We start from the raw sequence: 21,958 nt of genomic DNA, 5'->3' as shown, positions 1-21,958 counted from the left end.
CCACACGGCGCGGGCCCTCTGCGTAGGATCACCCGACCATCGCCTGATCAGGGTGCGCCGAGGAAGCCGCGCCTCGCCCAGTCCGACCCCGGCCTTCCTGGAGCACGCCATGACCACCGAGGACTTCCGCGGCGCCGCCCACGCCACCGCCGAGCTCGTCTCCGACTACCTCGCCGAACTGCCCGCCCGCCCGGTCTGGCAGCCGATGGACCCGGCCGCCCGGCAAGCGCTGCTCGACGCCCCGCTGCCCGACCGGGGCCGGCCGCTCACCGAGCTGCTGGCCGCCATCGGGCGGGACGTCCTCCCCCACCCCATGGGCAACGGCAACCCGCGCTTCTTCGGCTGGGTCAACTCCGCCCCCGCCCCCGCCGGGGTGCTCGCCACCCTCGCCGCCGCCGCGATGAACCCCAGCTCGGCCGGCGGCGACCACGCCGACGTCCACCTGGAGCGCGCCGTGGTCCGCTGGATCGCCGAACTCGTCGGCTTCCCGCACCCAGCCGGCGGCGGCCTGCTCACCTCCGGCACCTCGATGGCGACCATCGTCTGCCTCGCCGCCGCCCGCAACCGCGCCGCCCGGCAGGCCGGCTGGGACGTCCGCGAGGACGGCCTGACCGGGATGCCGCCGCTGGTCGGCTACGTCACCGGCGAGACCCACTCCTGCGTCCGCAAGGCCGCCGAGCTCCTCGGCCTCGGCAGCAGGCGGCTGCGCACCGTCGCCACCGGGCCCGACGGCCGCCTGGACACCGCGGACCTGCGGGCGGCGATCGAGCGCGACCGCGCCGCCGGACTGCTGCCCTTCCTGGTGGTCGCCTCGGCCGGCACCGTCGGCACCGGCGCGGTGGACGCCTTCGGCCCGATCGCCGACCTGTGCCGGGAGCAGCGGCTCTGGCTGCACGTGGACGGCGCGTACGGCGCCTTCGGCCGGCTCGACCCCGCCATCGCCCACCGCTACGCCGGTCTGGAGCGCGCCGACTCGCTCGCCCTCGACCCGCACAAGTGGCTCGGCGTCCCGGTCGACTGCGGCTGCGCGCTGGTGCGCGACACCGACGAGCTGCGCGGCACCTTCAGCCTCGTCCCGTCCTACCTGCGCGACGAGGCGGCCGGCTCGCTCGGCTGGTTCTCCGAGTACGGCACCGAGCAGACCCGCCCGTTCCGCGCCCTCAAGGTCTGGGCGACCATCGCCCACCGCGGCCGCGCCCGCCTCGCCCGGGACATCGCCCACTGCACCGCGCTCGCCCGGCGCCTGGGCGAACTCGTCGAGGCCGACGAGGAGTTGGAGCTGCTCGCCGAGGTACAGACGTCCATCGTCGCGTTCCGCCACCGCGCCCCGGGCCGGGACGCCGCCGCCCGCGACGCCCTCAACCGCGACCTCCCGCTCGCCGTCCAGCGGCGCGGACGGGTCTTCGTCACCGGCGCCCGGCTCGGCGAGCACGAGATGCTCCGCGCCTGCCTGCTCAACGCCGCGACCACCGAGGAGGACCTGCACCTGCTCCTCGCCGAGGTGAAGGCCGCAGCCTGCGAGCTGCTCCCGTAACACCGCCGGGCGGACCTTAACGGCCAGGTCACGGCGGGGTCGTGATCGGGAAACACCGGTCGGGCACGGTGGAGGCCATGGAGCACTCGAAGCCTTCCTTCCACCGTGCCCGCCGCTGGCGCCGTGACACCGTCGAACTCGCCGCCGCCTTCCTCTCCGTCACCGCCGCCGACCTGATCGCGAAGGTCGTCCTCCACGGCTCCGACGGCCCGATCGTCCTCGCCACCTCCGCCCTCGCGCTGCTCGCCGCCGCCCTGCTGCACGCCTGGTGGTCACCGCACGCCCCTCCCCCGACCGTCCTGTGGCGGGTGCGCACCACCGCCCTGGCCCACACCCACACCACCCTCGCCGACCACCAGATCACCCTGCTCTCGCTCCACCCCCACCCCACCACCGACGAACTGTTCCTCCGCACTCCCCGATCCCTGGGCCCCGCCGCCCTCACCACCCTGCTCACCGCCACCGGCCACACCGTCGAGGACACCCCGACCCGGATCGGCTGAAACCACCGGGACCGACGGCGACGGGCACCCGAGGACGCACCCGCCGCCGGTTCGACGAGGACCGGGGCTCAGCCGTTGCTCGGCGGCTGGACGACGCACACGGCGTTGCCCAGCATGCTGCCGAAGCCCCCGAGCAGGGCGCCGGTCACGGCCTTGCAGGTGGCGGCTTCCTCCGGGGTCTTGGGACCGTTGTTGCTGGTACTGCTGATGCTGTCGGCGGCGGCCGACTGGGCGAGGGCGAGCGGTACGGCCAGCAGCAGGGCGCAACAGGCGGTGGCCAGTGCGGAGTTCCTGGTGAACACGGCAGAGCCCCTTCGGGTCGAGGTGGGTTCGGCGGAAAGCCGAGCCATCCCTATCCGAAGGGGCTCCCGCGATCACGGATCCTGGGCCGTCCGTGAGCGTGTCCGGTCAGTGCGCGGTCGGTGCGCGGTCGCTCCGTCCCGACCGCATGAGGCGCCGGTCCGGACCTCTGACGGGACCGTCCCGGCCCGGGGGCCGCCTGCGCCCCGGGCATCAGTGCGTTCACGATCACGTAACCGGCCGGAAGCGCGCCGTCGGTAGCGTCGCCTCCATGACGGCATCACGCACTGGTTCCGAACGGCTCTGGCACCGGCCTTTCCGCAGGTCCGACCGCAGGTGCGCGGCGCCCGACGGCCAGGCCGCCCGGCTGCCCGCGCTCACCGGCGGCCCGTACCGGCAGGCCCGCCCGCACCCGGCGCCGGCCCGTCCGGACACCCCGGCCCGTTCGAGCGCCCAGGCCGCGGAGGAGGTGTCCCGGCTGTCCCTGCCGGACGGGACCGAGCTGCAGTTGCGCCCCGCCGGGCCGGCCGACAAGGCGGCGGCCCTCGCGATGCACGGCCGCTGCTCCCCCACCGCACTGCGGCTGCGCTACCACGGGCCGGTCCGCGACGCCGGCCGCTACCTGGACCACCTGCTGGACGCCCGGCACGGCCGCAGCCTCGCCGTGACCGCCCCCGACGGGCGGTTGCTCGCCCTCGGGCACCTGATGTGGGACGACGGCGAGGCGGAGCTCGCCGTGCTGGTCGAGGACGCCTGGCAGCGGCACGGACTGGGCCTGGCCCTGCTGCGGCGGCTGACCGCGGCGGCCCGGGCGGCCGGGATCGGGACGGTGTACGCGGTGACCCAGGCCGCGAACGCCGCGCTGATCGCCGCGATGCGCCGGCTGGCCGCGCCGCTGGACTTCCGCGCCGAGGACGGCACCCTGGTGATCACCGCCACCCTGGCCGCCGGAACCGCCCCCGCACCGGCCCGCACGCCGGGCTGCTGATCATTTCTTCACTACATCCTTACCAAGCGTCCCGGGAACCCGGCGACAGCCGCGGAGCGTCCCCCCGGGAACGAAGGGTCCCTCCGTACACCGCCCTCCTTGACGGACCGTCAGCGGCCCCCGCGCCCGTGTCGCAGCAGGCGGCGCGGGGTCCGGGTCGTCCGGTCGGTCGACGGAGTCGGTAGGCTGACCCCGTCCCCGCCGCCCGACGGCCTGTTATCCGGCCACGGGTGGTGCCGCAGCAAGGAGGAACCACTGAGCATGGCAGGCACCGAATCGGAGCCCACAGGCGCACGCGACGCCTCGCTGCCGGCCCGCGCCAAGATCGCGGTCACGGCCGGTCGGGTCGCCGCCGCCGTGTCGCGCAAGGCCGGACGCGGAAGCGGCTCGGTGATCGGCGGCAAGGTCGCCCTCAGGCTCGACCCCGATCTGCTCGCCACCCTCGCCGACCACCTGGACGTCGTCCTGGTCAGCGCGACCAACGGCAAGACCACTACCACCCGCCTGATCGCCGAGGCGCTGCGCGCCGCCGGCCCGGTGGTCTCCAACGCCCTGGGCGCCAACATGCCGGCCGGCATCACCTCCGCCCTGGCCGGCGGCAGCGAGGCCCGCTTCGGCGTGATCGAGGTCGACGAGAAGTACCTGGCGACCGTCGCCCGCGACACCCGCCCCAAGGCGATCGCCCTGCTCAACCTCTCCCGCGACCAGCTCGACCGCGCCGCCGAGACCCGCATGATGGCGGAGAAGTGGCGCGAGGGCCTGCAGGACACCGAGGCCGTGGTCATCGCCAACGCCGACGACCCGCTGGTGACCTGGGCCGCCTCCTCCTGCAAGAAGGTGGTCTGGGTGGCCGCCGGACAGGCCTGGAAGGAGGACGCCTGGTCCTGCCCCGCGTGCGGCGGTGTGATGCAGCGCCCCGGCGACGACTGGTTCTGCCAGGACTGCGGCTTCCGGCGCCCCAACCCGCACTGGGCGCTCCAGGGCACCCACGTGATCGACCCGCAGCGCGGCGCCTGGCCGATCCAGCTGCAGCTGCCCGGCCGGGCCAACCTGGCCAACGCCACCAGCTCGGCCGCCGTCGCCGCCGTGTTCGGCGTCTCCCCGCAGGTCGCGCTGGAGCGGATGCGCTCGGTGACCGCCGTGGCCGGCCGCTACGACGTGGTCCAGTACCAGGGCCGGGACATCAGGCTGCTGCTGGCCAAGAACCCGGCCGGCTGGCTGGAGACCTTCTCGCTGATCGACGGCCCGCCGGCCCCGGTGATCCTCTCCGTCAACGCCCTCGACGCCGACGGCACCGACACCTCCTGGCTGTGGGACGTCGACTACGAGCGCCTGGCCGGCCACCCCATCTTCGTGATGGGCCAGCGCAAGCTGGACCTGGCCGTCCGCCTGGAGGTCGCCGGGCTGCAGTTCCACGTGGTGGACACCCTGGAGCAGGCCGTCCGGATGGCCCCGCCCGGCCGGATCGAGGCCATCGCCAACTACACCGCCTTCCAGCAGCTGCGGAAGGTCGTGGCCGGCTGATGCCGCGCCCGCACACCAGTCTTTTCGTGACGGAAGGCCTTCGAGGATGAGTGAGAGCAGCCTGCGCGTGGTCTGGGTCTACCCGGACCTGCTCAGCACCTACGGCGACCGGGGCAACGCCCTGGTCGTGGAGCGCCGGGCCCGCCAGCGCCATCTCAACGTGACCCGGATCGACGTCCGCTCCGACCAGGCGATCCCCACCAGCGGGGACATCTACCTGATCGGCGGCGGCGAGGACCGCCCCCAGCGGCTGGCCGCCGAGCGGCTGCGCGCCGACAGCGGCCTGGTGCGGGCCGCCGAGAACGGCGCGATCATCTTCGGCGTCTGCGCCGGTTTCCAGATCATGGGCCACGAGTTCATCAACGACCTCGGCGAGCGCGAGCCGGGCCTGGGCCTGCTGGACGTCTGGACGGCGCGCGGCGAGGGCGCCCGCTGCGTCGGCGACGTGCTGGCGGACGTGAACCCGCAGCTCGGCCTGCCGCAGCTGACCGGCTTCGAGAACCACCAGGGCGTGACCCACCTCGGCCAGGGCGTCCAGCCCTTCGCGACCGTCACGGTCGGCCGGGGCAACGGCACCGGCGACGGCACCGAGGGCGCCTGGCGGGACACCGTCTTCGGCACCTACCTGCACGGCCCGGTGCTGGCCCGTAACCCCGCCGTGGCCGACATGCTGATCAGGCTGGCACTGGACGTCAACGCCCTGCCGCCGGCCGACACCACCTGGTACGACGCGCTGCGCGCCGAGCGCATCGCCGCCACGACGCGCCCCTCGTAGTACCCCGGTACGCCCCGCCGGGTGCCCGCCATGCGGTCACCCGGCCCACGGGCGGCCCCGGACGTACGACAATGGGGCTGCCGGCTGCACACCCTCCTCGGCAGCAGGCTGCAATTCCGCGCGGGGGCGCCGACGGCGCCGCTCCCGCGTCGGCTCCTGCCCGGCCGGACCAGGGGCCGTATGCTCGACTTCGCGGCCGTTTTCGGGCGTTCTGTCCGGATCGGCCGGTCCTTCACCTCGCGGCCACCTCCCCGCCATCCCGGCGTGGGGGCGCCTCGTTACGGTGTCGGCTCGTCGTCCCAGCCTGTAGTCCGGCCGTTCCTCGGTTCTGCTCGGGAGTTGCAAAGCTAATGCGTATCGGAGTGCTGACCAGCGGCGGTGACTGCCCCGGCCTGAACGCGGTGATCCGTTCCGTGGTGCACCGGGGGGTGGTCGACCACGGCGACGAGATCATCGGGTTCGAGGACGGTTGGCGCGGTTTCCTGGAGGGCCACCACCGCCCCCTGACCCTGGACTCGGTGAGCGGCATCCTCGCCCAGGGCGGCACCATCCTCGGGTCCTCCCGGGTGCAGCCGAGCCACCTGCGGGACGGCGTGGAGCGGGCCAAGAAGTACTGCTCCGACCTCGGCCTGGACGCGGTGATCCCGATCGGCGGCGAGGGCACCCTGAAGGCCGCCAAGCTGATGAGCGACGCGGGCCTGCCGATCGTCGGCGTGCCGAAGACCATCGACAACGACATCGCCGCCACCGACGTGACCTTCGGCTTCGACACCGCCGTCTCGGTCGCCACCGAGGCGCTGGACCGGCTGAAGACCACCGCCGAGTCCCACCAGCGGGTCATGGTCGTCGAGGTCATGGGCCGGCACACCGGCTGGATCGCGCTGAACGCGGGCATGGCGGCCGGCGCCCACGCCATCGTCGTCCCGGAACGCCCGTTCCACATCGAGAAGCTCACCGCCGTCGTCCGCGAGCGCTTCGACCGCCAGAAGAAGTTCGCCATCGTGGTCTGCGCCGAGGGCGCCAAGCCCGAGCCCGGCACCATGCACTGGGAGGAGGGCAGCAAGGACATCTACGGCCACGAGCGCTTCACCGGCATCGCCACCCAGCTCTCCCGCGAGCTGGAGCACCGCCTCGGCAAGGAGGCCCGTCCGGTGATCCTCGGCCACACCCAGCGCGGCGGCACCCCGACCGCCTACGACCGGGTGCTCGCCACCCGGTTCGGCTGGCACGCCGTCGAGGCCGTCCACAAGGGTGCCTTCGGGCACATCACCGCACTGCAGGGCACCAACATCAACCTGGTGCCGCTGGCCGAGGCGGTCGCCGAGCTGAAGACCGTCCCCCAGGACCGCTACATGGAGGCCGAGACGGTCATCTGACCGTCCGCCCGCCGCACTTCGGGCCCCCGGACCGCTCCTGACGGTCCGGGGGCCCGCGTGCGTCCCCGCCCGGTCTCGTGCGTCCCGACTTCCAACACCAATCAACAACCTGGGATCATCGATCCACACATCATCACGGCGACCCAACACGCCTGGGTGCCGTGACCATTGACGCTGCCCCGGCTTTCCCCGAAGCTGTCATGAGCACCTACCTACCTATCGACCGGTAGGTGGATGCCGTCGAGCGCTCCCCCGTTGACCGCTCCTGACCAGGACGACCGCCAGGAGCCCGATGGAGTGCGCAGCGCGCCCGCGAGGACCGGCGGGCATAACGAGACGGTTTCGAATCCGCCCCAGAGGCAAACCTGAGCTTGACTCAGGCCTGAGCCGGGCGTTTCCTTTTGCTCCATCGCGTTTGATTGCGATGCTTTCTGATTGATTCTGTTGCTACTGGCTGATCGACCCCCACCCTCAGGAGCCCCACCATGCACCTCTCCCCCCGTGGCCGCCTGGCCTCGCTCGCCGCACTGAGCCTGGTCACCGCCTTCGGTCTGACGGCCTGTTCCACCGGACAGACCTCCCCCTCCGGCGCCAACGCCTCGGTGGCCCCGGTGTCCGGCAAGGTCTCGATCACCTACCTGCAGAAGCAGGGCGACCAGCAGTACTTCGTGGACGAGGCCGCGGGCGCCAAGGCCAAGGCGGCCGAACTGGGCGCCGACCTGAAGGTCGTGAACCTCGGCGACGACGCCAACAAGACGGTCAGCGAGGTGCAGGCCGCGATCGCACAGAAGAGCAACGGCCTGATCATCGTGGTCCCGGACCCGGCGGTCGGCCCGCAGGTCGTCCAGACGGCCCGAGACGCCAAGGCCGCCCTGCTCACCTCCGACGACCAGGTCTGCGCGAGCGGCCCCTCCCCGGCGCAGTGCGCCGCGGGCGACCTGGTGCCCCGGATCGGCTTCTCCGGCCAGCAGATGGGTCAGCAGGTCGGCCAGCGCGCCGCGGAGGAGTTCAAGAAGGCCGGCTGGAACCCGGCCGACACCCGGATCCTCTCCGCCTGGAAGCAGGACGTGACCGTCTGCGGCGACCGGGTCAAGGCCGCCAAGGCCGCCTTCGACCAGGCCGTGCCGGGCGTGCAGAGCATCGACGTGGCCACCGACAACACCCCGACCGGCGCGCAGGACAAGGTGGCCGCCACCATCACCGCCAACCCCGGCGTCAAGCACTGGGTGGCGTGGGGCTGCAACGACGAGAACGTCCAGGGCGCCGTCACCGCCCTGCAGAACGCCGGGATCAGCCCCGACGACATCGACGGCGTCGGTCTGGGCGCCTACCTGGCGTGCAAGGACTGGGCCTCCGGCAAGCCCTCCGGCATGAAGGCCGCCCTGTTCATCAACGGCAAGGACGTCGGCGCCCTGTCGGTGCAGACGATGTTCGACAAGCTCAAGAACGGCAAGGACTTCCCCAAGGAGGCCTTCGCCCCGACCAAGATGGTCGACGCCGCGACCTGGCAGTCCGCGGGCGTGTCCTGCAGCTGACGCCGCACCCGGCGTCGCGCCGAGCCGGCGGTGCGGCAGGCCGCCGCCGGCCCCGCCGCACCCCTGACGCTCCCGAAGACCGTCCGTACCGCACCGCCAACGAGGCCCCGATGACCCCACCTGATTCCTCGCCCCTCCCGCCACCGGACGGCTCCGCCGGCCTGAGCGCCGAGGGGGTGTCCAAGCGCTTCGGCACCGTCCAGGCGCTGACGGACGCCACCCTCACCTTCCCGCCCGGCCAGGTCACCGCCCTGATGGGCGAGAACGGCGCCGGCAAGTCGACCCTGCTGCGCATCCTCACCGGCGACCACCGCCCCACCGACGGACGCGTCCTGCTGGACGGCCGGGCCCTGGACCTGCACTCCCCGCAGGACGCCCGCCGCGCCGGGATCCGGATCATCCCGCAGGAACCCGAGATCATCCCGCACGTCCCGGTCGCCGAGAACGTCTACGCCGGCTCGCTGCCCCGCACCCGGCTGCGCTGCCTGGACCGCACCGGGCTGCGCCGCCGGATCGTCGCCGACCTGCGGCGCCTCGGCTTCGACAAGGTCCTGGACCCCGACCTCCTCGGCTCCGAACTCACTGCCGCCCAACGCCAGTTGGTCGAGATCATGCGGGCCCTGACCGGCGCGGTCCCGCCGCGCGCGATCGCCTTCGACGAGCCCACCTCCTCGCTCTCCGAGCACGAGGTCGAGGCCCTGTTCGCCCTGATCGGACGCCTGCGCGACGAGGGCATCGCGGTCATCTACGTCTCCCACCGGATGAAGGAGATCTTCCAGCTCGCCGACCGCATCGCCGTGCTGCGTGACGGCCGGGTGGCCGGCGTGGTCCAGGCCGCCACCACCAGCGAGAGCGAGCTCGTCCGGCTCATGGTCGGCCGCGACCTGTCCTCGCTGTTCGTCCGCCAGCAGGTCGCCACCGACCGCGTCGTCCTGGACGTCGACGACGTCACCACCGACGACGTGCGCGGCATCAGTCTGCAGGTCCGGGCCGGCGAGGTCGTCGCGCTGGCCGGCCTGATCGGCGCCGGACGCTCCGAACTCGCCCTCGCCCTGGCCGGCGACGTCCCGATCCGCTCCGGCACGGTGGCCCTCAACGGCGAAGTCCTGCGACTGAGGAACCCCCGCGCCGCCATCGCCGCCGGCATCGGCCTGGCCCCCGAGGAGCGCAAGGCCCAGGCGCTGTTCCTCCAGCGCACGATCCGGGACAACACCTCGCTGGTCAGCCTGCGCCGACTCAGCCGGTGGCGGTTCGTCAAGCGCCGGCAGGAGAAGGACCTCGCCCAGGAGTACGCCGACCGGCTGCGGGTCCGCGCGCCCTCCGTCGAGGCGGAGGTCCGCACCCTGTCCGGCGGCAACCAGCAGAAGGTCGTCCTGGCCCGCTGGCTCGCCCGCAGGCCCGACCTGCTGATCCTCGACGAACCCACCCGCGGCGTCGACATCGGCGCCAAGGCCGAGATCTACCAGATCATCGCCGACCTCGCCCGCGAGGGCACCGCCGTCCTGGTCATCTCCTCCGAACTGCCTGAAGTGCTCGGCCTCGCCGACCGGGTCGTGGTGATGCAGAACGGCCGCACCACCGGCGAGCTCACCCGCGAGCAGGCGACGGAAGAGGCCGTCCTCGCCCTCGCCATGGCCGACGACCTCGCCACCACCACCCCTGCCCAGACCGGAGAGACCCGATGACCACCGTCACGCCCCCGACCGCCCCGGTGCCGGACGCCGGAGCCCTGCCCGCCCGGTCCGGTGGCCCGCGCGCCCTGCTCGCCGCGGTCGGCGGCCAGAACCTCAGCCTGATCGGCGCCCTCGTGGCCGTCGTCGCCCTGTTCGGCTGGCTCAACCCGAACTTCGTCGGCTGGGACAACATCCAGGTCATCGCCGAGGCCGCCACCATCTCCGGCCTGCTGGCCGTCGTCCAGACCGTCGTGATCATCTGCGGCGGCCTCGACATCTCGGTCGGCTCCCAGGCCGGCCTGGCCTCCGTCACCAGCGCCATGGTCTTCACCTCCACCGGCGCCAACCCCTACCTCGGGATCGGCGCCGCCCTCGCCATCGGCGCCGGCATCGGCCTGTTCAACGGCGTGGTCATCGTCTACGGCCGGGTCAACCCCACCATCGCCACCCTCGCCGGACTGGCCGCCTACAAGGGCGTCGCCCAGCTCGTCTCGGACGGCCGGGCCCAGGGCTACGTGCTCAACGACCCGGTCTTCGTCTTCCTCAGCCGAGGGAAGATCGCCGGCCTGCCCACCATGGTCTGGCTGCTGATCCTCACCGCCGTCGCCGTGCACGCCCTGCTCACGTACACCGACATCGGCCGCAACATCTACGCCATCGGCGGCAACGACACCGCCGCCCGCCTGGCCGGCATCAACCTCAACAAGTACCTGATCGCCGCCTACGCCCTCTCCGGCACCGTCGCCGCCCTCGCGGGCGTGCTGCTCACCGCCCGCACCGGCAGCGGCCAGCCCGTCTCCGGCAGCGAGGGCCTGGAGCTGCAGTCGATCACCGCGGCCGCCCTCGGCGGCTGCGCCCTCAAGGGCGGCAAGGGCGGCATCGGCGGCACCCTGCTCGCCGTCGCGCTGCTCGGCGCACTGCAGAACGGCCTCACCGTCCAGGGCATCAACGCCTTCTGGCAGAACGTCGCCCAGGGCACCCTGCTGGTCGCCGCCGTCGTCATCCAGCAGCGCCGCAACCGCGAACGCGCGGTCGGCCTGCCCGCCTGACGCCTGACGCCTGCCGGCTGCCGGCTGCCGCGGTCGGGCCCGACTGCGGCGGCCGGCCGTGAAGGTCGGCCGGACCGCCACCGGACCGCCACCGGACCGCCGGTGCCGCGAGCGCCTGGGGCACCGGCGGCTCCTTTCGCCGACGGGGTACCGGGGTACCGGGGAGACAGGTGGACCGCCGGTCCTGGGATAATGGCTCCCGCAGGACCCAGCCGCGTTCCCGGTCGCCCACGAGAACGCACAAGCCGCACGTGCTCGTTCGATCGAAAGGTCCTCCGTGGCTGACCAGACGTTGCTCGCCGCCCAGCGCCAGGCGCTGATCCTGGAGGCGATCCGCCGGGCCGGCGCGGTCCGGGTCGCCGAGCTGGTCGAGCAGTTCGGCGTGTCCGACATGACCATCCGCCGGGACCTCGACGCGCTGGCTCGCCAGGGCGCCGTGGAGAAGGTGCACGGCGGGGCGGTCGCGACCGGGACGGCGAGCACCTTCGAACCCGGCTTCGACGCCAAGTCCGCGCTGGAGGAGGGCACCAAGGCCGCGCTCGCGGACGCCGCGGTGAAGCTGGTGGAGCCGGGCAGCGTGGTGGCCCTCTCGGCCGGAACCACGACCTACGCGGTCGCCGCCCGGCTGCTGGAGGTCCCGGAGCTGACGGTGGTGACCAACTCGCTGCGGATCGCGGACCTGCTGTGGGCAGCCGGGAGCGACGGGAAGGAGACCGTCCCGTCGCTGCTGTTGACCGGTGGGTCCCCCACCCGCTCGGCGGCCCTGGTGGGGGCGCTGGCCGACCAGACGATCCATTCGCTGCACGTGGACCTGCTGATCCTCGGCGTGCACGGGGTCAGCGAGCAGGCCGGCCTCACCACGCCCAACCTGGCCGAGGCGCAGACCAATCGGGCCCTGATCGCCTCGGCGCGCCGCACCGTCGTGGTCGCGGACCACACCAAGTGGGGCGTGGTCGGGCTGAGCAGCTTCGCGACTCTGGCGGAGGTCGACTGCTTCGTCACCGACGACGCCCTCCCGGCGACCGCCCGCGAGGTGATCGCCGAGGCGGTCGGCGAGCTCGTCGTCGTCCCGGCTGCCGGCTGAGCGGTCGGCCGGGTCAGCCCACCCGCCGGGCGCCCGCCGAGGGCACGGCGGTGAAGGTCACCGGTGCGGCGAAGCCCGCCGAGCGGAAGGCCGCCTCGACCGCCTCCGACACCCCCGCCACGCGCGCGGCCTCGACCAGGGCGACGACCGACCCGCCGAAGCCCCCGCCGGTCATCCGGGCACCCAGCGCCCCGGCCGCGACGGCGGCCTCCACCGCGAGGTCCGTCTCCTGGCAGGAGACCCGGAAGTCGTCGCGCAGCGAGGCGTGTCCGGCCGTCAGGATCGGCCCCAGCGCGGCGATCTCACCGTGGCCCAGGTACTCGACCGTCTCCAGCACGCGCCCGTTCTCGGTCACCACGTGCCGTACCAGCGGCCGGAGCTCCTCGGGCAGCCGGTCCAGGGCCGGGGCCAGGGCGGCGGCCGGGAGGTCGCGCAGCGCGGGCAGCCCGAGCAGGCCGGCGGCGCGCTCGCAGCCGGCTCGCAGGGCCGCGTAGGCGCCGTCGCCGAGGTCGTGCTTGACCCGGGTGTCGATCACCAGCAGCCGCAGGCCGGCCGCCGCGAGGTCGAACGGGACGTGCCGCTGCTCCAGCGTCCGGGTGTCCAGGAACAGCGCGGTGCCGTCCGTGCAGCAGGCGGAGGCCATCTGGTCCATCACACCGCAGGGCACGCCGACGAAGGCGTTCTCGGCCCGCTGGGCGAGCAGGGCGAGTTCCGGCGCGGTCAGGCCGAGGTCGTACAGGTCGTTCAGGGCCGCGGCCGTGGCGCACTCCAGGGCGGCCGAGGAGGAGAGACCGGCGCCGGCGGGCACGTCGCTGTCGACGAGCAGGTCGGCGCCGCCGACGGGGTGCCCCGCCTCGGCGAGCGCCCAGAAGACCCCGGCCGGGTAGCCGGCCCAGCTGGCGACGACGCCGGGTGCCAGGCCGTCCAGCGCGAGGTCGGTGACCGTGCCGTCGCCCTGGGCGCTGTACAGCCGCAGCCGTCCGTCCTCGCGGCGGCGGGCGGTGACCCGGGTGGTGTGCGGTAGGGCGATCGGCAGGACGAAGCCGTCGTTGTAGTCGGTGTGCTCGCCGATCAGGTTCACCCGGCCCGGAGCGGCCCAAACGCCGCTCGGCCGTGCCCCGTGGACGGCCTCGAAGTCGGTGGCGGCCTCGTCGATCATCTGTTCAGCTCCATGCCTGGTGCGAGCGGGGTTGGTTCCCGCCGGCAGTGTCCATCAGCGAGCGGGAGTGAATTCCGACATAATCAAACACCACTGCCCTTAGGGTCAACACCCGCGATGGCCATGTTCAGTCGGGTCGAGTTGGCAGTCCGGAACACCCGTCACCAGCAACAATGGCTGTTGACAAGCGATCGTCTCTGTTTGAATCTGTTGGAGCTCGAAAACTGCCGGGGCGACGTCCCACGCGTAAGGAGTACAGCGGTGCACAGAACCGCCACCACGTTGGCCGACGGCCGCGAACTCGTCTACTTCGACCAGGAGCCCGGTGCGCTCCGCGATGTCCCGGACGAACGGCCGCTCGGGCCGACCGCGAGCCTCTCCGAGATCCGGCTCGACCCGGTGCTCGGCGAGTGGGTGACGGTGGCGGCGCACCGTCAGCAGCGCACCTACCACCCGCCGGCCGGCGAGTGCCCGCTGTGCCCCTCCCGGGACGGGCGGCTCAGCGAGATTCCGGCCGCCGACTACGAGGTCGCGGTGTTCGAGAACCGCTTCCCCTCGCTCGCCACCGGCTCCGCCGAGCACGTCGCGGCCCAGGACGCGCCCCTGCACACCCTCCGGCCCGGCAACGGCCGCTGCGAGGTGGTCTGCTTCACCTCCGACCACGACGCCTCCTTCGCCGACCTGGACGAGCCCGGGGCACGCCTCGTGCTGGACGCCTGGACGGACCGCACGGCGGAACTGTCCGCCCTGCCCGGCGTGCGGCAGGTGTACTGCTTCGAGAACCGCGGCGAGGAGATCGGGGTCACGCTCGCTCACCCGCACGGCCAGATCTACGCCTTCCCCTTCGTCCCCTCCCGCACCGCCCGGATGATCGCCCGGGCCGAGGCGCACCGGGCCCGCACCGGCCGGAACCTCTTCGAGGACCTGCTCGCCGCCGAACGGAACTCCCCCGAGCGGCTGGTGCTCCAAGGCGGGCACTGGACCGCCTTCGTCCCGTTCGCCGCCCGCTGGCCCTACGAGGTCCACCTCTACCCCCACCGGCGGGTGCGCGACCTCACCGCGCTCACCGAGGCCGAGCGCGCCGAGTTCCCCGGCCTCTACCTGGACCTGCTGCGCCGCTTCGACGCGCTGTTCCCCGCCGCGCCCGGCGCGGCACCCAACCGGACCCCGTACATCTCGGCCTGGCACCAGGCGCCCGACACCGGCGGCGACGAACTCGCGCTCCACCTGGAGCTGTTCACCATCCGACGGGCGCCCGGCAAGCTCAAGTACCTGGCCGGCGTGGAATCCGGTCTGGACGCCTTCGTCACCGATGTGAGCCCGGAGCAGGCCGCCGCCCGACTCCGGGACGCCGCGCTCGGCTGACCCGGACCCCGCCCACGGCACCGCCGGAGCCCACCGCGTCGTGACCACCGACGCCGTGGGCTCCGTCGGCATGCGCTTCCGTCGGCATGGCTCCGTCGGCGTGGGCGGCACCTTCCAGCCGCTCGATGACCGGGACCCCACAGCACGTTGATATACGTCTGATTGCGTTGAGTATTGACTATCTCTGTTTGGTTTGGTTCGCTTTCCCCCGCCCTGCGCAGGGTGCCAGTTCCTGCACCACCGTCCGCAACCCCCTCCGGACCCAGGAGACACGATGCGCAAGACGTGGGCCGCGTTACTCGCGGCCTCGCTGGCAGCGGTGCCGCTCGCCGCTGTCCCCCTCGCCAGTACCCCCGCCGCAGCCGCCGACTCGTCCGGCGCCGTACTGGTCCCCACCCCGCCGATGGGCTGGAACGACTGGAACGCGTTCGGCTGCGACGTCGACGAGCAGCTGGTCGAGCAGACCGCCGACAAGCTGGTCTCCTCCGGCCTCCGGGCCGCGGGCTACCAGTACGTCAACATCGACGACTGCTGGATGGGCAAGGCCCGCGACGCCGAGGGGAGGCTCGTCCCCGACCCGGTCAAATTCCCCCACGGGATCACCGGCGTGGCCGCCTACGTGCACGCCAAGGGCCTCAAGCTCGGCATCTACGAGAGCGCCGGCACGCTGACCTGCGCGGGCTTCCCCGGCAGCCTCGGCCACGAGCAGCAGGACGCGAGCTCCTTCGCCTCCTGGGGCGTCGACTACCTCAAGTACGACAACTGCTACAACCAAGGCATACCGTCCCAGCAGCGCTACCGCGCGATGGGCGACGCCCTGGCGAAGGCCGGCCGCCCGATCGTCTACAGCCTCTGCAACTGGGGTCTGGACAGCGTGTGGACCTGGGGTGGCACGGTCGGCCAACTCTGGCGCACCACGGGGGACATCGACGCCTCGTTCGGCCGGATGCTGGACATCTTCCACGCGAACGCCAAGCTCGCCGACGCCGCGGGGCCGGGCGGCTGGAACGACCCGGACATGCTGGAGGTCGGCAACGGCATGACGGCGACCGAGGACCGCGCCCACTTCTCGCTCTGGTCGGAGATGGCGGCCCCGTTGATCGCCGGCACCGATCTGCGCAAGGCGAGCGCCGACACCCTCGCGATCTACGGCAACACCGAGGTCATCGCCGTCGACCAGGACCGGCTCGGCAAGCAGGGACGGCCGGTGAGCATGGCCGCGGGCCTGGACGTCCTGGCCAAGCCGCTCGCCGACGGCAGCGTCGCCGTCACGCTGTTCAACGAGAACACCCAGCCCACGGTGATCTCGACCACCGCGGCCACGGTCGGCCTGCCGCAGGCCAAGGGGTACCTCCTGCGGGACCTGTGGGAGCACACCGACGGCGAGACCTCCGGGACGATCAGCTCCACCGTGCCGGGCCACGGCGCCGTCATGTACCGGGTCACCCCGACCGACCACCCGGGCGGGCACCACCCGGACCTCGTCCTCGACACCAAGGTGCCCGACCTCACTCCGGGCGGCTCGGCCACGGTCACCACGGCCTTCACCAACAACGGCGCCCAGTCCGCGAACGACGTCGTGCTCGGACTCGACGTCCCGGCCGGATGGACGGTCGCGCCCCTGTCGGGGACCCGGGTCGGGCACGTGCCGGCCGGCGGCCACGCGGAGGCCACGTTCCGCGTGACCGTCCCGGCGAAGCTGCCGACGCCGATCACCCGGGCCACCCTCACCGGCACCGCCACCGCGCACGGGCCGGGCGGCCCGCAGAGCGTCGCCGCGCCCACGCCGGTCGTCCTGGCCGCACCCGTGCAGGCGCCGTACCGGACCTTCACCGACACCACCGCCGTCTTCGGCGCGCAGGACGGGACCTTCGCCATCGACGGCGCGGGCGCCGACCTCTACTACGACGTCGACGAGTACAGCGCCGTCTACCGGCCGGGCGCCGAACACGACGGCTCCACCACGGTCGTGAAGCTCACCGCGCAGGCGCCGACCAGCGACTGGGCCAAGGCCGGGATCATGGTGCGCAACGACATCACCGAGCCGGGCCGGTCGACCGGGTACCTCATCCTCGCCGAGGCACCGGGCAAGGGCTACGTGCTTCAGTGGGACAGCGACGGCGACGGCAAGCTGGACTCCAACAGCGCCCCGGCGAACCAGGGTTCGGGGTCCGCGAGCTATCCGAGCTGGCTGAAGCTGGTGCGCGACGGCTCGACGTACACCGGCTACTACTCCACCGACGGGAGCACCTGGACGAAGGTCGGCCAGGCCACCGTCCCGGGAGCGGCCGCCCTCCAGGACGTCGGGCTGTTCACCACCTCGCACAGCACGGGCACCAGTGGCGAGGCCGATTTCACGGGCTTCACCCAGAGCTGAGCGGCTGAGCGGCGACGAGTAGCGACACCCGGGCCCCGGCCGGTCGACATCGACCGGCCGGGGCCCTTCGCCGTGCCGACCGGGGCGAGCCGTGACGGAAGAGGCGAACCGCCGCCGGGAGGCGGGTGGCCTCCCGGCGGCGGTTCGCGAAGCTTGTCAGGACAGGACGGTCCAGCTCTGACCGGCCGCGGCCGGGTTGGCCGGGTTGGTCATGCCCGTGGAGCCCGCCGCGGTGCCGGCGACGTCCAGTGTCAGGCCGTTGCCGACGTTGGTGACGGTGAGCGCGCCACTGCTGTTCTGGGTGACCTTCCACTTCTGCCAGGGATTGCCGGGCGTGGGATTGAGCAGGTAGGCGCTGCCGACCCCGCCGCCGCCGGCGAGCACGGTGTGCGTCTGGGCGGCGGTGTAGCAGTTGTCGGTGATCGTCACGGTGCCGTCCGCGTTGGGTGTGAACATCCACTGCTGGGCGGCGTTGCCGCTCTGGTAGGCGTTGATGTCGGAGTGGCCGCCGACGGGCGCGTAGCAGCCGCCCTGGACTTCGAGCGCCTGGCCCGAGGTACCGCCCGCGCTGATCGCGTGGTACTTGCCGTCGCCGACGACGCCCGGCCGGCCGCCTCCGCTGCCGCCACTCGTGCCGCTGCCCGCGCCGGCGATCCGGTAGAGCGCGACACCGTGCGCGGGGATCCAGTTGCCGCCGACGGAGCCGGTGGCGGTGCCGGTGGCGCCCGTCCACAGCTCCCGGTAGCCGTAGCCGGAGCCGGTCAGGCCCAGGTCGGCGAAGCTCGCGCTGATCATGGCCCAGTTGTTCGGGTCCTGGTTGATCAGCGCCACCGCCATGTCGCCGTTGGCGAGCTGGCGCTTGAGGACCACGGGGGCGGTCGGGGAGGAGGGCGGGTTGCCGACCAGGGTGGCGGGCTTGGCGAGGCTGTCCTGATCGACGGCGATCATGTCGCGGTTCTTGAGGAGCGACAGCGCGGAGGAGCTGATGCCGGTGGACCAGGTGTAGCCGTTCGCGGTGTGCTGCGAGTCGGCGGCGGTGCGCAGGTCGGCGCCGGAGATGAGCGGGGCCGCCATCATCGACAGGACGGACAGTTCGGTGCGCGACTCGTCGTCCGTGAAGGGCTTGTTGCCCTTGGAGGTGTCGGTGACGCCCCAGACGCCGTACGGGTCCTGCCAGCCGGCGAACATCATGTCCAGGTCGTTCCAGCTGCCGGGGTGGACGTTGCCCGGGTACTTCAGTGCGGTCTGCAGCTGACCGTTGTAGAGCACGCCGTCCAGCTCGCTGTCCCGGTCGCCGCCGATCCGGCACATGTTGGCGACCTGGCCGCACCAGATTCCGGTGGGCGAGTAGCCGGGCGCCTGGTGCGGCGGGGTGCCGGCGGCCGTGATCAGCGGATCGGTCCGGGCCGGGTCGCCGGCGCTCAGCAGGTAGGGGATGCCGGTGTGCGCGGGCTGCGCGGACAGGCTGAGCGTGACCTTGGGCTTGCCGGCGGCGCCGGTCGCCGCGTCGAGGGCGCGCTGGAAGGTCTGGGTCCGGGCGTAGATGGACTGGGTGAGCTCCCTGCCCTCGCCCTGCGGGTAGTAGGCGTAGCCGTCGGGGCCGTAGATGGTGGGGCCGTAGGGGCAGTCGTCGTACTTGACGAAGTCGACGCCCCAGGAGACGAAGTCGGCGGCGTCGGTGCTCTCGTGGCCGAGGCTGCCGGGGTGGCCCTGACAGGTGGTGTAGGTGTCGGTGGCGTAGAGGCCGAACTTCATGCCCTTGCTGTGGGCGTACCAGGCCAGGTACTGGATGCCGTTGACGGTCCTGCCGTCGACGGTCTGCGCGGGGAACTGGTTGGGCTCCGGGAGCAGGTGGCCGTTGGTGGTGTCGTTCCCGCCTCCGTCGGTGCCGCTGACCGGATTGCCGTTGTTGTCGTAGAGCTGCATGGCGCCGTCGGCGGTCTTGGCGAAGTCCGTGCTCTGGCCGTCTCGGTGGCGCATCGACCAGCCGTCGTCGATGGTGACGGTGTCGTAGCCCGCCTGCACCAGGCCGTTGGCCGACATGAAGTCGATGGTCTGCTTGATCTCGCCCTCGGTGACGTAGGCACCGATGCTGTTCCACGAGTTCCAACCCATGGGCGGGGTCAGGGCGTTGCCGTTGCCGAGGGCGGCGGCCGGAGTGGCGGTGGCGAGTGCCGCGGCACTGAGGCCGGAGGCCGCGAGGGCGGTGGCGGCGAGTATGCCGACGACGCGATGTGGAGTTCTGCGCATGTGGGGGGCTTCCCGAGTGGGTGAGTGGCCCTGCGAGGGGGGGCAGGGCGAGGGTGCCATACGATATTGCACCTATCAGGAACCCACAAGATTCAACACAACAGCACTTTCCGGGGGTTCGGCGTCCGTTCGTCGTGCGGGTCGGGGTACTGCTACCGTCCCGGCCATGGTCAAGATCGTGCCGTTCACCGGCGGTGAGAAGGAAAGCCTGCACACGGCCCTCGACCGGCACCGCGACGCGGTGCTGTGGAAGGTCGAGGGCCTGGACGACGAGCAGCTGCGCCGGCCGCTGACGCCCTCGGGGACGAACCTGCTGGGGCTGGTCAAGCACCTCGGCGGCGCCGAACTCGGCTGGTTCCGCGAGACCTTCGGCCTGGAGACCGGCCCGCTGCCGTTCGACCTCGACGCCGACGAGAGCTCCGACCTGCGGATCGAACCGCACGAGTCGACGGCGGACGTGCTGGCCTTCTACGCCCGCGCCCGGGCCGCCGCCGACGAGGCGATCGACCGGCTGGAGCTGGACTCCCTCGGCACCTCCTGGTCGGGCCGGACGGTGTCGCTGCGCTGGGTGCTGATCCACATGACCACCGAGACCGCCAGGCACGCCGGGCACATGGACATCCTGCGCGAACTCACCGACGGCGCGACCGGGGACCACGACCGCAGCTGAGCCCGGACTGCCACACCGTGATCAGGGCCGGGTGCGGGGCGGCGACCGAGGCCGCCGCCCCGCCCGGGCCCTGCGCTCAGGCGGTGTAGCCGCCGTCCACCGCGAGGGCGGTGCCGGTGACGTAGCGTCCGCCGGGACCGGCCAGGAAGGCCACCGCGGCGGCGATGCCCCGGCTGCCGCCGGTCACCAGGGCCACCTTGCCGGTCAGCTCGCTCATCTCTCGTTCCCCCTTCGTGGTCACCGCGTTAGTCGCACACCGACGGTAGGAGCTGACACCGGTGTCAGGTTCAAGCCCTCACCGCCGGACCGCCTCGTGGTCCGGCCGCGACGCCTCGGGCGCGGACCGCTTCGCCGAGCGCATGGCCAGGGTCAGCACAGCCGGCCCGGCGAACAGTGCCGCGGCGATCAGCCCGTTGACGTGCAGCCCGGCGGTGAACGCCGCCCGGGCGCCCCGGAGCAGCTCGGCGCCCTGCCCCGCGGGCAGCTGCCGGGCGGCCTCGACGGCGCCCGCCAGCGAGTCGGAGCCGCCGGCCCGGGCGCGGTAGACCGCGGCGGCCACCGTGCCGAGCAGCGCGAAGCCGAGCGAGCCGCCCAAGTAGTTGCCGGTCTCCGACATCGAGGCCGCCGAGCCGGCCCGCTCCGGCGGCACCGAGCCGAGGACCAGCCCGGTGCCCAGGGCGAACAGCGGTCCGGTGCCCAGGGCGAGCACCGTGATGCCGGTCATCACCAGCGGCAGCGAGCCCTGGCCGTCGTCGGCGGCGACCAGCAGCAGGCCGCCCAGCGCCGAACAGGCCAGCCCGCCCGCGATCGCGGTGGTGTCGTCCATCCGGCGGGCCAGCCTCGGCGCGGCCATGGTGCCGAGCGCCACGCCCAGGCCCATCGGGGCGAAGAGCACAGCGGAGGCGAACGGCGAGTGGCCCAGCACGCTCTGCAGGTACTGGGTCACCAGCAGGCCGGTGCCGGCCATCGCGACCCCGGCGAGCACCAGCGAGACCAGCACGGCCGTGAACGGGCGGCTGCGCAGCAGTCGCAGGTCCAGCAGCGGCCGCTGCTGCCCCAACTGCCGCCGGACGAAGGCGTACCCGACGGCGGTGCCGGCGAGCAGGGCCAGCCCCGGGACCAGCGGCGCGTCCTCGACCGGCAGCTGCTTGACGCCGTACAGCACCAGCAGCACCGCCACCAGCGACAGCCCGACCCCGGCCGGGTCCAGCCGCCCGGCCGCCTCGCTGCGGAACTCCGGCAGCAGGAACGGCCCGGCGATCAGGAGCACCGCCATCGCCGGGACGGCGGCCAGGAACACCGACCCCCACCAGAAGTGCTGGAGCAGGAACCCGGCCAACACCGGCCCGAGCGCGCCGCCCGCGAACTGGCAGGTGGCCCAGACGGCGACGGCCTGTCCGCGCTGCCGCCCGTCCCGGAACATGTTGGTGATCAGGGCGAGCGTGGACGGCGCCAGGGTCGCGCCCGCGACGCCGAGCAGGGCCCGCGCGACGATCAGCATCAGCGGGTCGACCGCGAAGGCGGCGACCACCGACAGCACCGCGAAGGCCGCCGCACCGGTCAGCAGCAGGCGTCGGCGGCCGAGCCGGTCGCCGAGCGTGCCCATGGTGATGACCAGGCCGGCCACCATCAGTCCGTAGCTGTCGCTGATCCACAGCTGCTGGACGCCGTCGGCGCCCAGGTCGGCGCTCAGCCGTGGCAGGGCGAGCAGCAGCGCCGTCACGTCCATCGCGACCAGCAGCGTCGGCAGCATCAGGACGGCCAGTCCCAGTCGTGCCCGGGTGACGTCCATCCCG

General features: G+C 72.9%; 18 protein-coding genes. 13 read left to right on the top strand and 5 right to left on the bottom strand.

Going from position 1 to position 21,958, the window contains the following annotated elements; all coding sequences use genetic code 11:
* The first annotated feature begins 109 nt into the window (after positions 1-109).
* Entirely contained in the window at positions 110-1,534 is a 1,425-nt protein-coding gene (locus ACIRYZ_RS29365) for a pyridoxal phosphate-dependent decarboxylase family protein (RefSeq protein WP_402949829.1), read from the top strand.
* Positions 1,535-1,611: 77 nt separating this feature from the next.
* Positions 1,612-2,037 (top strand): hypothetical protein, encoded by a 426-nt coding sequence (locus ACIRYZ_RS29360; protein WP_402949826.1) that lies wholly within the window; start codon positions 1,612-1,614, stop codon positions 2,035-2,037.
* Positions 2,038-2,105: 68 nt separating this feature from the next.
* On the opposite strand, the gene ACIRYZ_RS29355 is transcribed toward ACIRYZ_RS29360, so the two are convergent.
* Positions 2,106-2,339, bottom strand: coding sequence for a hypothetical protein (locus tag ACIRYZ_RS29355; protein ID WP_402949823.1), 234 nt, complete (start codon positions 2,337-2,339; stop codon positions 2,106-2,108).
* A 269-nt stretch (positions 2,340-2,608) separates the two neighbouring features.
* Here ACIRYZ_RS29355 and ACIRYZ_RS29350 point away from each other — a divergent pair, with 269 nt between their 5' ends.
* From ACIRYZ_RS29350 to ACIRYZ_RS29315, 8 genes are all read left to right on the top strand, one after another.
* Positions 2,609-3,325, top strand: coding sequence for a GNAT family N-acetyltransferase (locus tag ACIRYZ_RS29350; RefSeq protein ID WP_402949820.1), 717 nt, complete (start codon positions 2,609-2,611; stop codon positions 3,323-3,325).
* A 261-nt stretch (positions 3,326-3,586) separates the two neighbouring features.
* Complete coding sequence (locus tag ACIRYZ_RS29345) at positions 3,587-4,849, top strand: MurT ligase domain-containing protein (RefSeq protein WP_393029062.1); 1,263 nt, start codon at positions 3,587-3,589, stop codon at positions 4,847-4,849.
* 46 nt (positions 4,850-4,895) lie between these two features.
* Positions 4,896-5,624, top strand: coding sequence for a type 1 glutamine amidotransferase (locus tag ACIRYZ_RS29340; protein ID WP_393029065.1), 729 nt, complete (start codon positions 4,896-4,898; stop codon positions 5,622-5,624).
* 350 nt (positions 5,625-5,974) lie between these two features.
* Entirely contained in the window at positions 5,975-7,000 is a 1,026-nt protein-coding gene (locus tag ACIRYZ_RS29335) for a 6-phosphofructokinase (protein WP_402949816.1), read from the top strand.
* Between the two features lie 485 nt (positions 7,001-7,485).
* Positions 7,486-8,535 carry a substrate-binding domain-containing protein gene (locus ACIRYZ_RS29330; RefSeq protein WP_402949813.1) on the top strand — a complete coding sequence of 350 codons (1,050 nt, stop codon included), beginning with the start codon at positions 7,486-7,488 and terminating at the stop codon, positions 8,533-8,535.
* A gap of 110 nt (positions 8,536-8,645) precedes the next feature.
* Positions 8,646-10,220 carry a sugar ABC transporter ATP-binding protein gene (locus ACIRYZ_RS29325; protein ID WP_402949811.1) on the top strand — a complete coding sequence of 525 codons (1,575 nt, stop codon included), beginning with the start codon at positions 8,646-8,648 and terminating at the stop codon, positions 10,218-10,220.
* Positions 10,217-11,257, top strand: a complete 1,041-nt coding sequence (locus ACIRYZ_RS29320; RefSeq protein WP_393029074.1) for an ABC transporter permease — start codon at positions 10,217-10,219, stop codon at positions 11,255-11,257. The genes ACIRYZ_RS29325 and ACIRYZ_RS29320 overlap by 4 nt, the downstream gene beginning before the upstream one ends.
* A 277-nt stretch (positions 11,258-11,534) precedes the next feature.
* Entirely contained in the window at positions 11,535-12,341 is an 807-nt protein-coding gene (locus tag ACIRYZ_RS29315; RefSeq protein ID WP_402949808.1) for a DeoR/GlpR family DNA-binding transcription regulator, read from the top strand.
* Positions 12,342-12,354: 13 nt separating this feature from the next.
* Here the strand turns inward: ACIRYZ_RS29315 and galK are convergent, their stop codons facing one another.
* The gene (gene galK / locus ACIRYZ_RS29310; RefSeq protein ID WP_402949805.1) at positions 12,355-13,500 is read right to left on the bottom strand and encodes a galactokinase; all 1,146 of its coding nucleotides are present in this window, start codon (positions 13,498-13,500) and stop codon (positions 12,355-12,357) included.
* A 261-nt stretch (positions 13,501-13,761) separates the two neighbouring features.
* On the opposite strand from galK, the gene galT reads away from it, so the two are divergent.
* A complete protein-coding gene (galT, locus tag ACIRYZ_RS29305; RefSeq protein ID WP_402949802.1) occupies positions 13,762-14,865 on the top strand; it encodes a galactose-1-phosphate uridylyltransferase in 1,104 nt (367 codons plus the stop codon).
* Positions 14,866-15,139: 274 nt separating this feature from the next.
* Entirely contained in the window at positions 15,140-17,242 is a 2,103-nt protein-coding gene (locus tag ACIRYZ_RS29300) for an NEW3 domain-containing protein (protein ID WP_402949800.1), read from the top strand.
* A gap of 156 nt (positions 17,243-17,398) precedes the next feature.
* Here ACIRYZ_RS29300 and ACIRYZ_RS29295 read toward each other — a convergent pair whose 3' ends face one another.
* Entirely contained in the window at positions 17,399-19,492 is a 2,094-nt protein-coding gene (locus ACIRYZ_RS29295; protein WP_402949798.1) for an alpha-galactosidase, read from the bottom strand.
* 166 nt (positions 19,493-19,658) lie between these two features.
* Here ACIRYZ_RS29295 and ACIRYZ_RS29290 point away from each other — a divergent pair, with 166 nt between their 5' ends.
* Positions 19,659-20,162: a DinB family protein gene (locus ACIRYZ_RS29290; protein ID WP_393029091.1), complete on the top strand. Its 504-nt coding sequence runs from the start codon at positions 19,659-19,661 to the stop codon at positions 20,160-20,162.
* 76 nt (positions 20,163-20,238) lie between these two features.
* Here ACIRYZ_RS29290 and ACIRYZ_RS29285 read toward each other — a convergent pair whose 3' ends face one another.
* The gene (locus ACIRYZ_RS29285; protein ID WP_402949795.1) at positions 20,239-20,379 is read right to left on the bottom strand and encodes an SDR family oxidoreductase; all 141 of its coding nucleotides are present in this window, start codon (positions 20,377-20,379) and stop codon (positions 20,239-20,241) included.
* Between the two features lie 78 nt (positions 20,380-20,457).
* The gene (locus ACIRYZ_RS29280) at positions 20,458-21,954 is read right to left on the bottom strand and encodes an MFS transporter (protein WP_402949793.1); all 1,497 of its coding nucleotides are present in this window, start codon (positions 21,952-21,954) and stop codon (positions 20,458-20,460) included.
* Between the last annotated feature and the right edge of the window lie 4 nt (positions 21,955-21,958).

This window comes from Kitasatospora sp. NPDC101155, from assembly GCF_044768305.1.
Taxonomy (GTDB): Bacteria; Actinomycetota; Actinomycetes; order Streptomycetales; family Streptomycetaceae; genus Kitasatospora.
Note: the sequence above shows the minus strand (reverse complement) of the source record. Positions and strands in the feature narration are given on the sequence as shown.

Bases quoted from the DNA above. Each gene is read 5' to 3' on its own strand.
- ACIRYZ_RS29365 (WP_402949829.1), top strand. From the start codon at position 110: ATGACCACCGAGGACTTCCGCGGCGCCGCCCACGCCACCGCCGAGCTC.
- ACIRYZ_RS29360 (WP_402949826.1), top strand. From the start codon at position 1,612: ATGGAGCACTCGAAGCCTTCCTTCCACCGTGCCCGCCGCTGGCGCCGT.
- ACIRYZ_RS29350 (WP_402949820.1), top strand. From the start codon at position 2,609: ATGACGGCATCACGCACTGGTTCCGAACGGCTCTGGCACCGGCCTTTC.
- ACIRYZ_RS29345 (WP_393029062.1), top strand. From the start codon at position 3,587: ATGGCAGGCACCGAATCGGAGCCCACAGGCGCACGCGACGCCTCGCTG.
- ACIRYZ_RS29340 (WP_393029065.1), top strand. From the start codon at position 4,896: ATGAGTGAGAGCAGCCTGCGCGTGGTCTGGGTCTACCCGGACCTGCTC.
- ACIRYZ_RS29335 (WP_402949816.1), top strand. From the start codon at position 5,975: ATGCGTATCGGAGTGCTGACCAGCGGCGGTGACTGCCCCGGCCTGAAC.
- ACIRYZ_RS29330 (WP_402949813.1), top strand. From the start codon at position 7,486: ATGCACCTCTCCCCCCGTGGCCGCCTGGCCTCGCTCGCCGCACTGAGC.
- ACIRYZ_RS29325 (WP_402949811.1), top strand. From the start codon at position 8,646: ATGACCCCACCTGATTCCTCGCCCCTCCCGCCACCGGACGGCTCCGCC.
- ACIRYZ_RS29320 (WP_393029074.1), top strand. From the start codon at position 10,217: ATGACCACCGTCACGCCCCCGACCGCCCCGGTGCCGGACGCCGGAGCC.
- galK (WP_402949805.1), bottom strand. From the start codon at position 13,500: ATGATCGACGAGGCCGCCACCGACTTCGAGGCCGTCCACGGGGCACGG.
- ACIRYZ_RS29300 (WP_402949800.1), top strand. From the start codon at position 15,140: ATGCGCAAGACGTGGGCCGCGTTACTCGCGGCCTCGCTGGCAGCGGTG.
- ACIRYZ_RS29295 (WP_402949798.1), bottom strand. From the start codon at position 19,492: ATGCGCAGAACTCCACATCGCGTCGTCGGCATACTCGCCGCCACCGCC.
- ACIRYZ_RS29290 (WP_393029091.1), top strand. From the start codon at position 19,659: ATGGTCAAGATCGTGCCGTTCACCGGCGGTGAGAAGGAAAGCCTGCAC.
- ACIRYZ_RS29285 (WP_402949795.1), bottom strand. From the start codon at position 20,379: ATGAGCGAGCTGACCGGCAAGGTGGCCCTGGTGACCGGCGGCAGCCGG.
- ACIRYZ_RS29280 (WP_402949793.1), bottom strand. From the start codon at position 21,954: ATGGACGTCACCCGGGCACGACTGGGACTGGCCGTCCTGATGCTGCCG.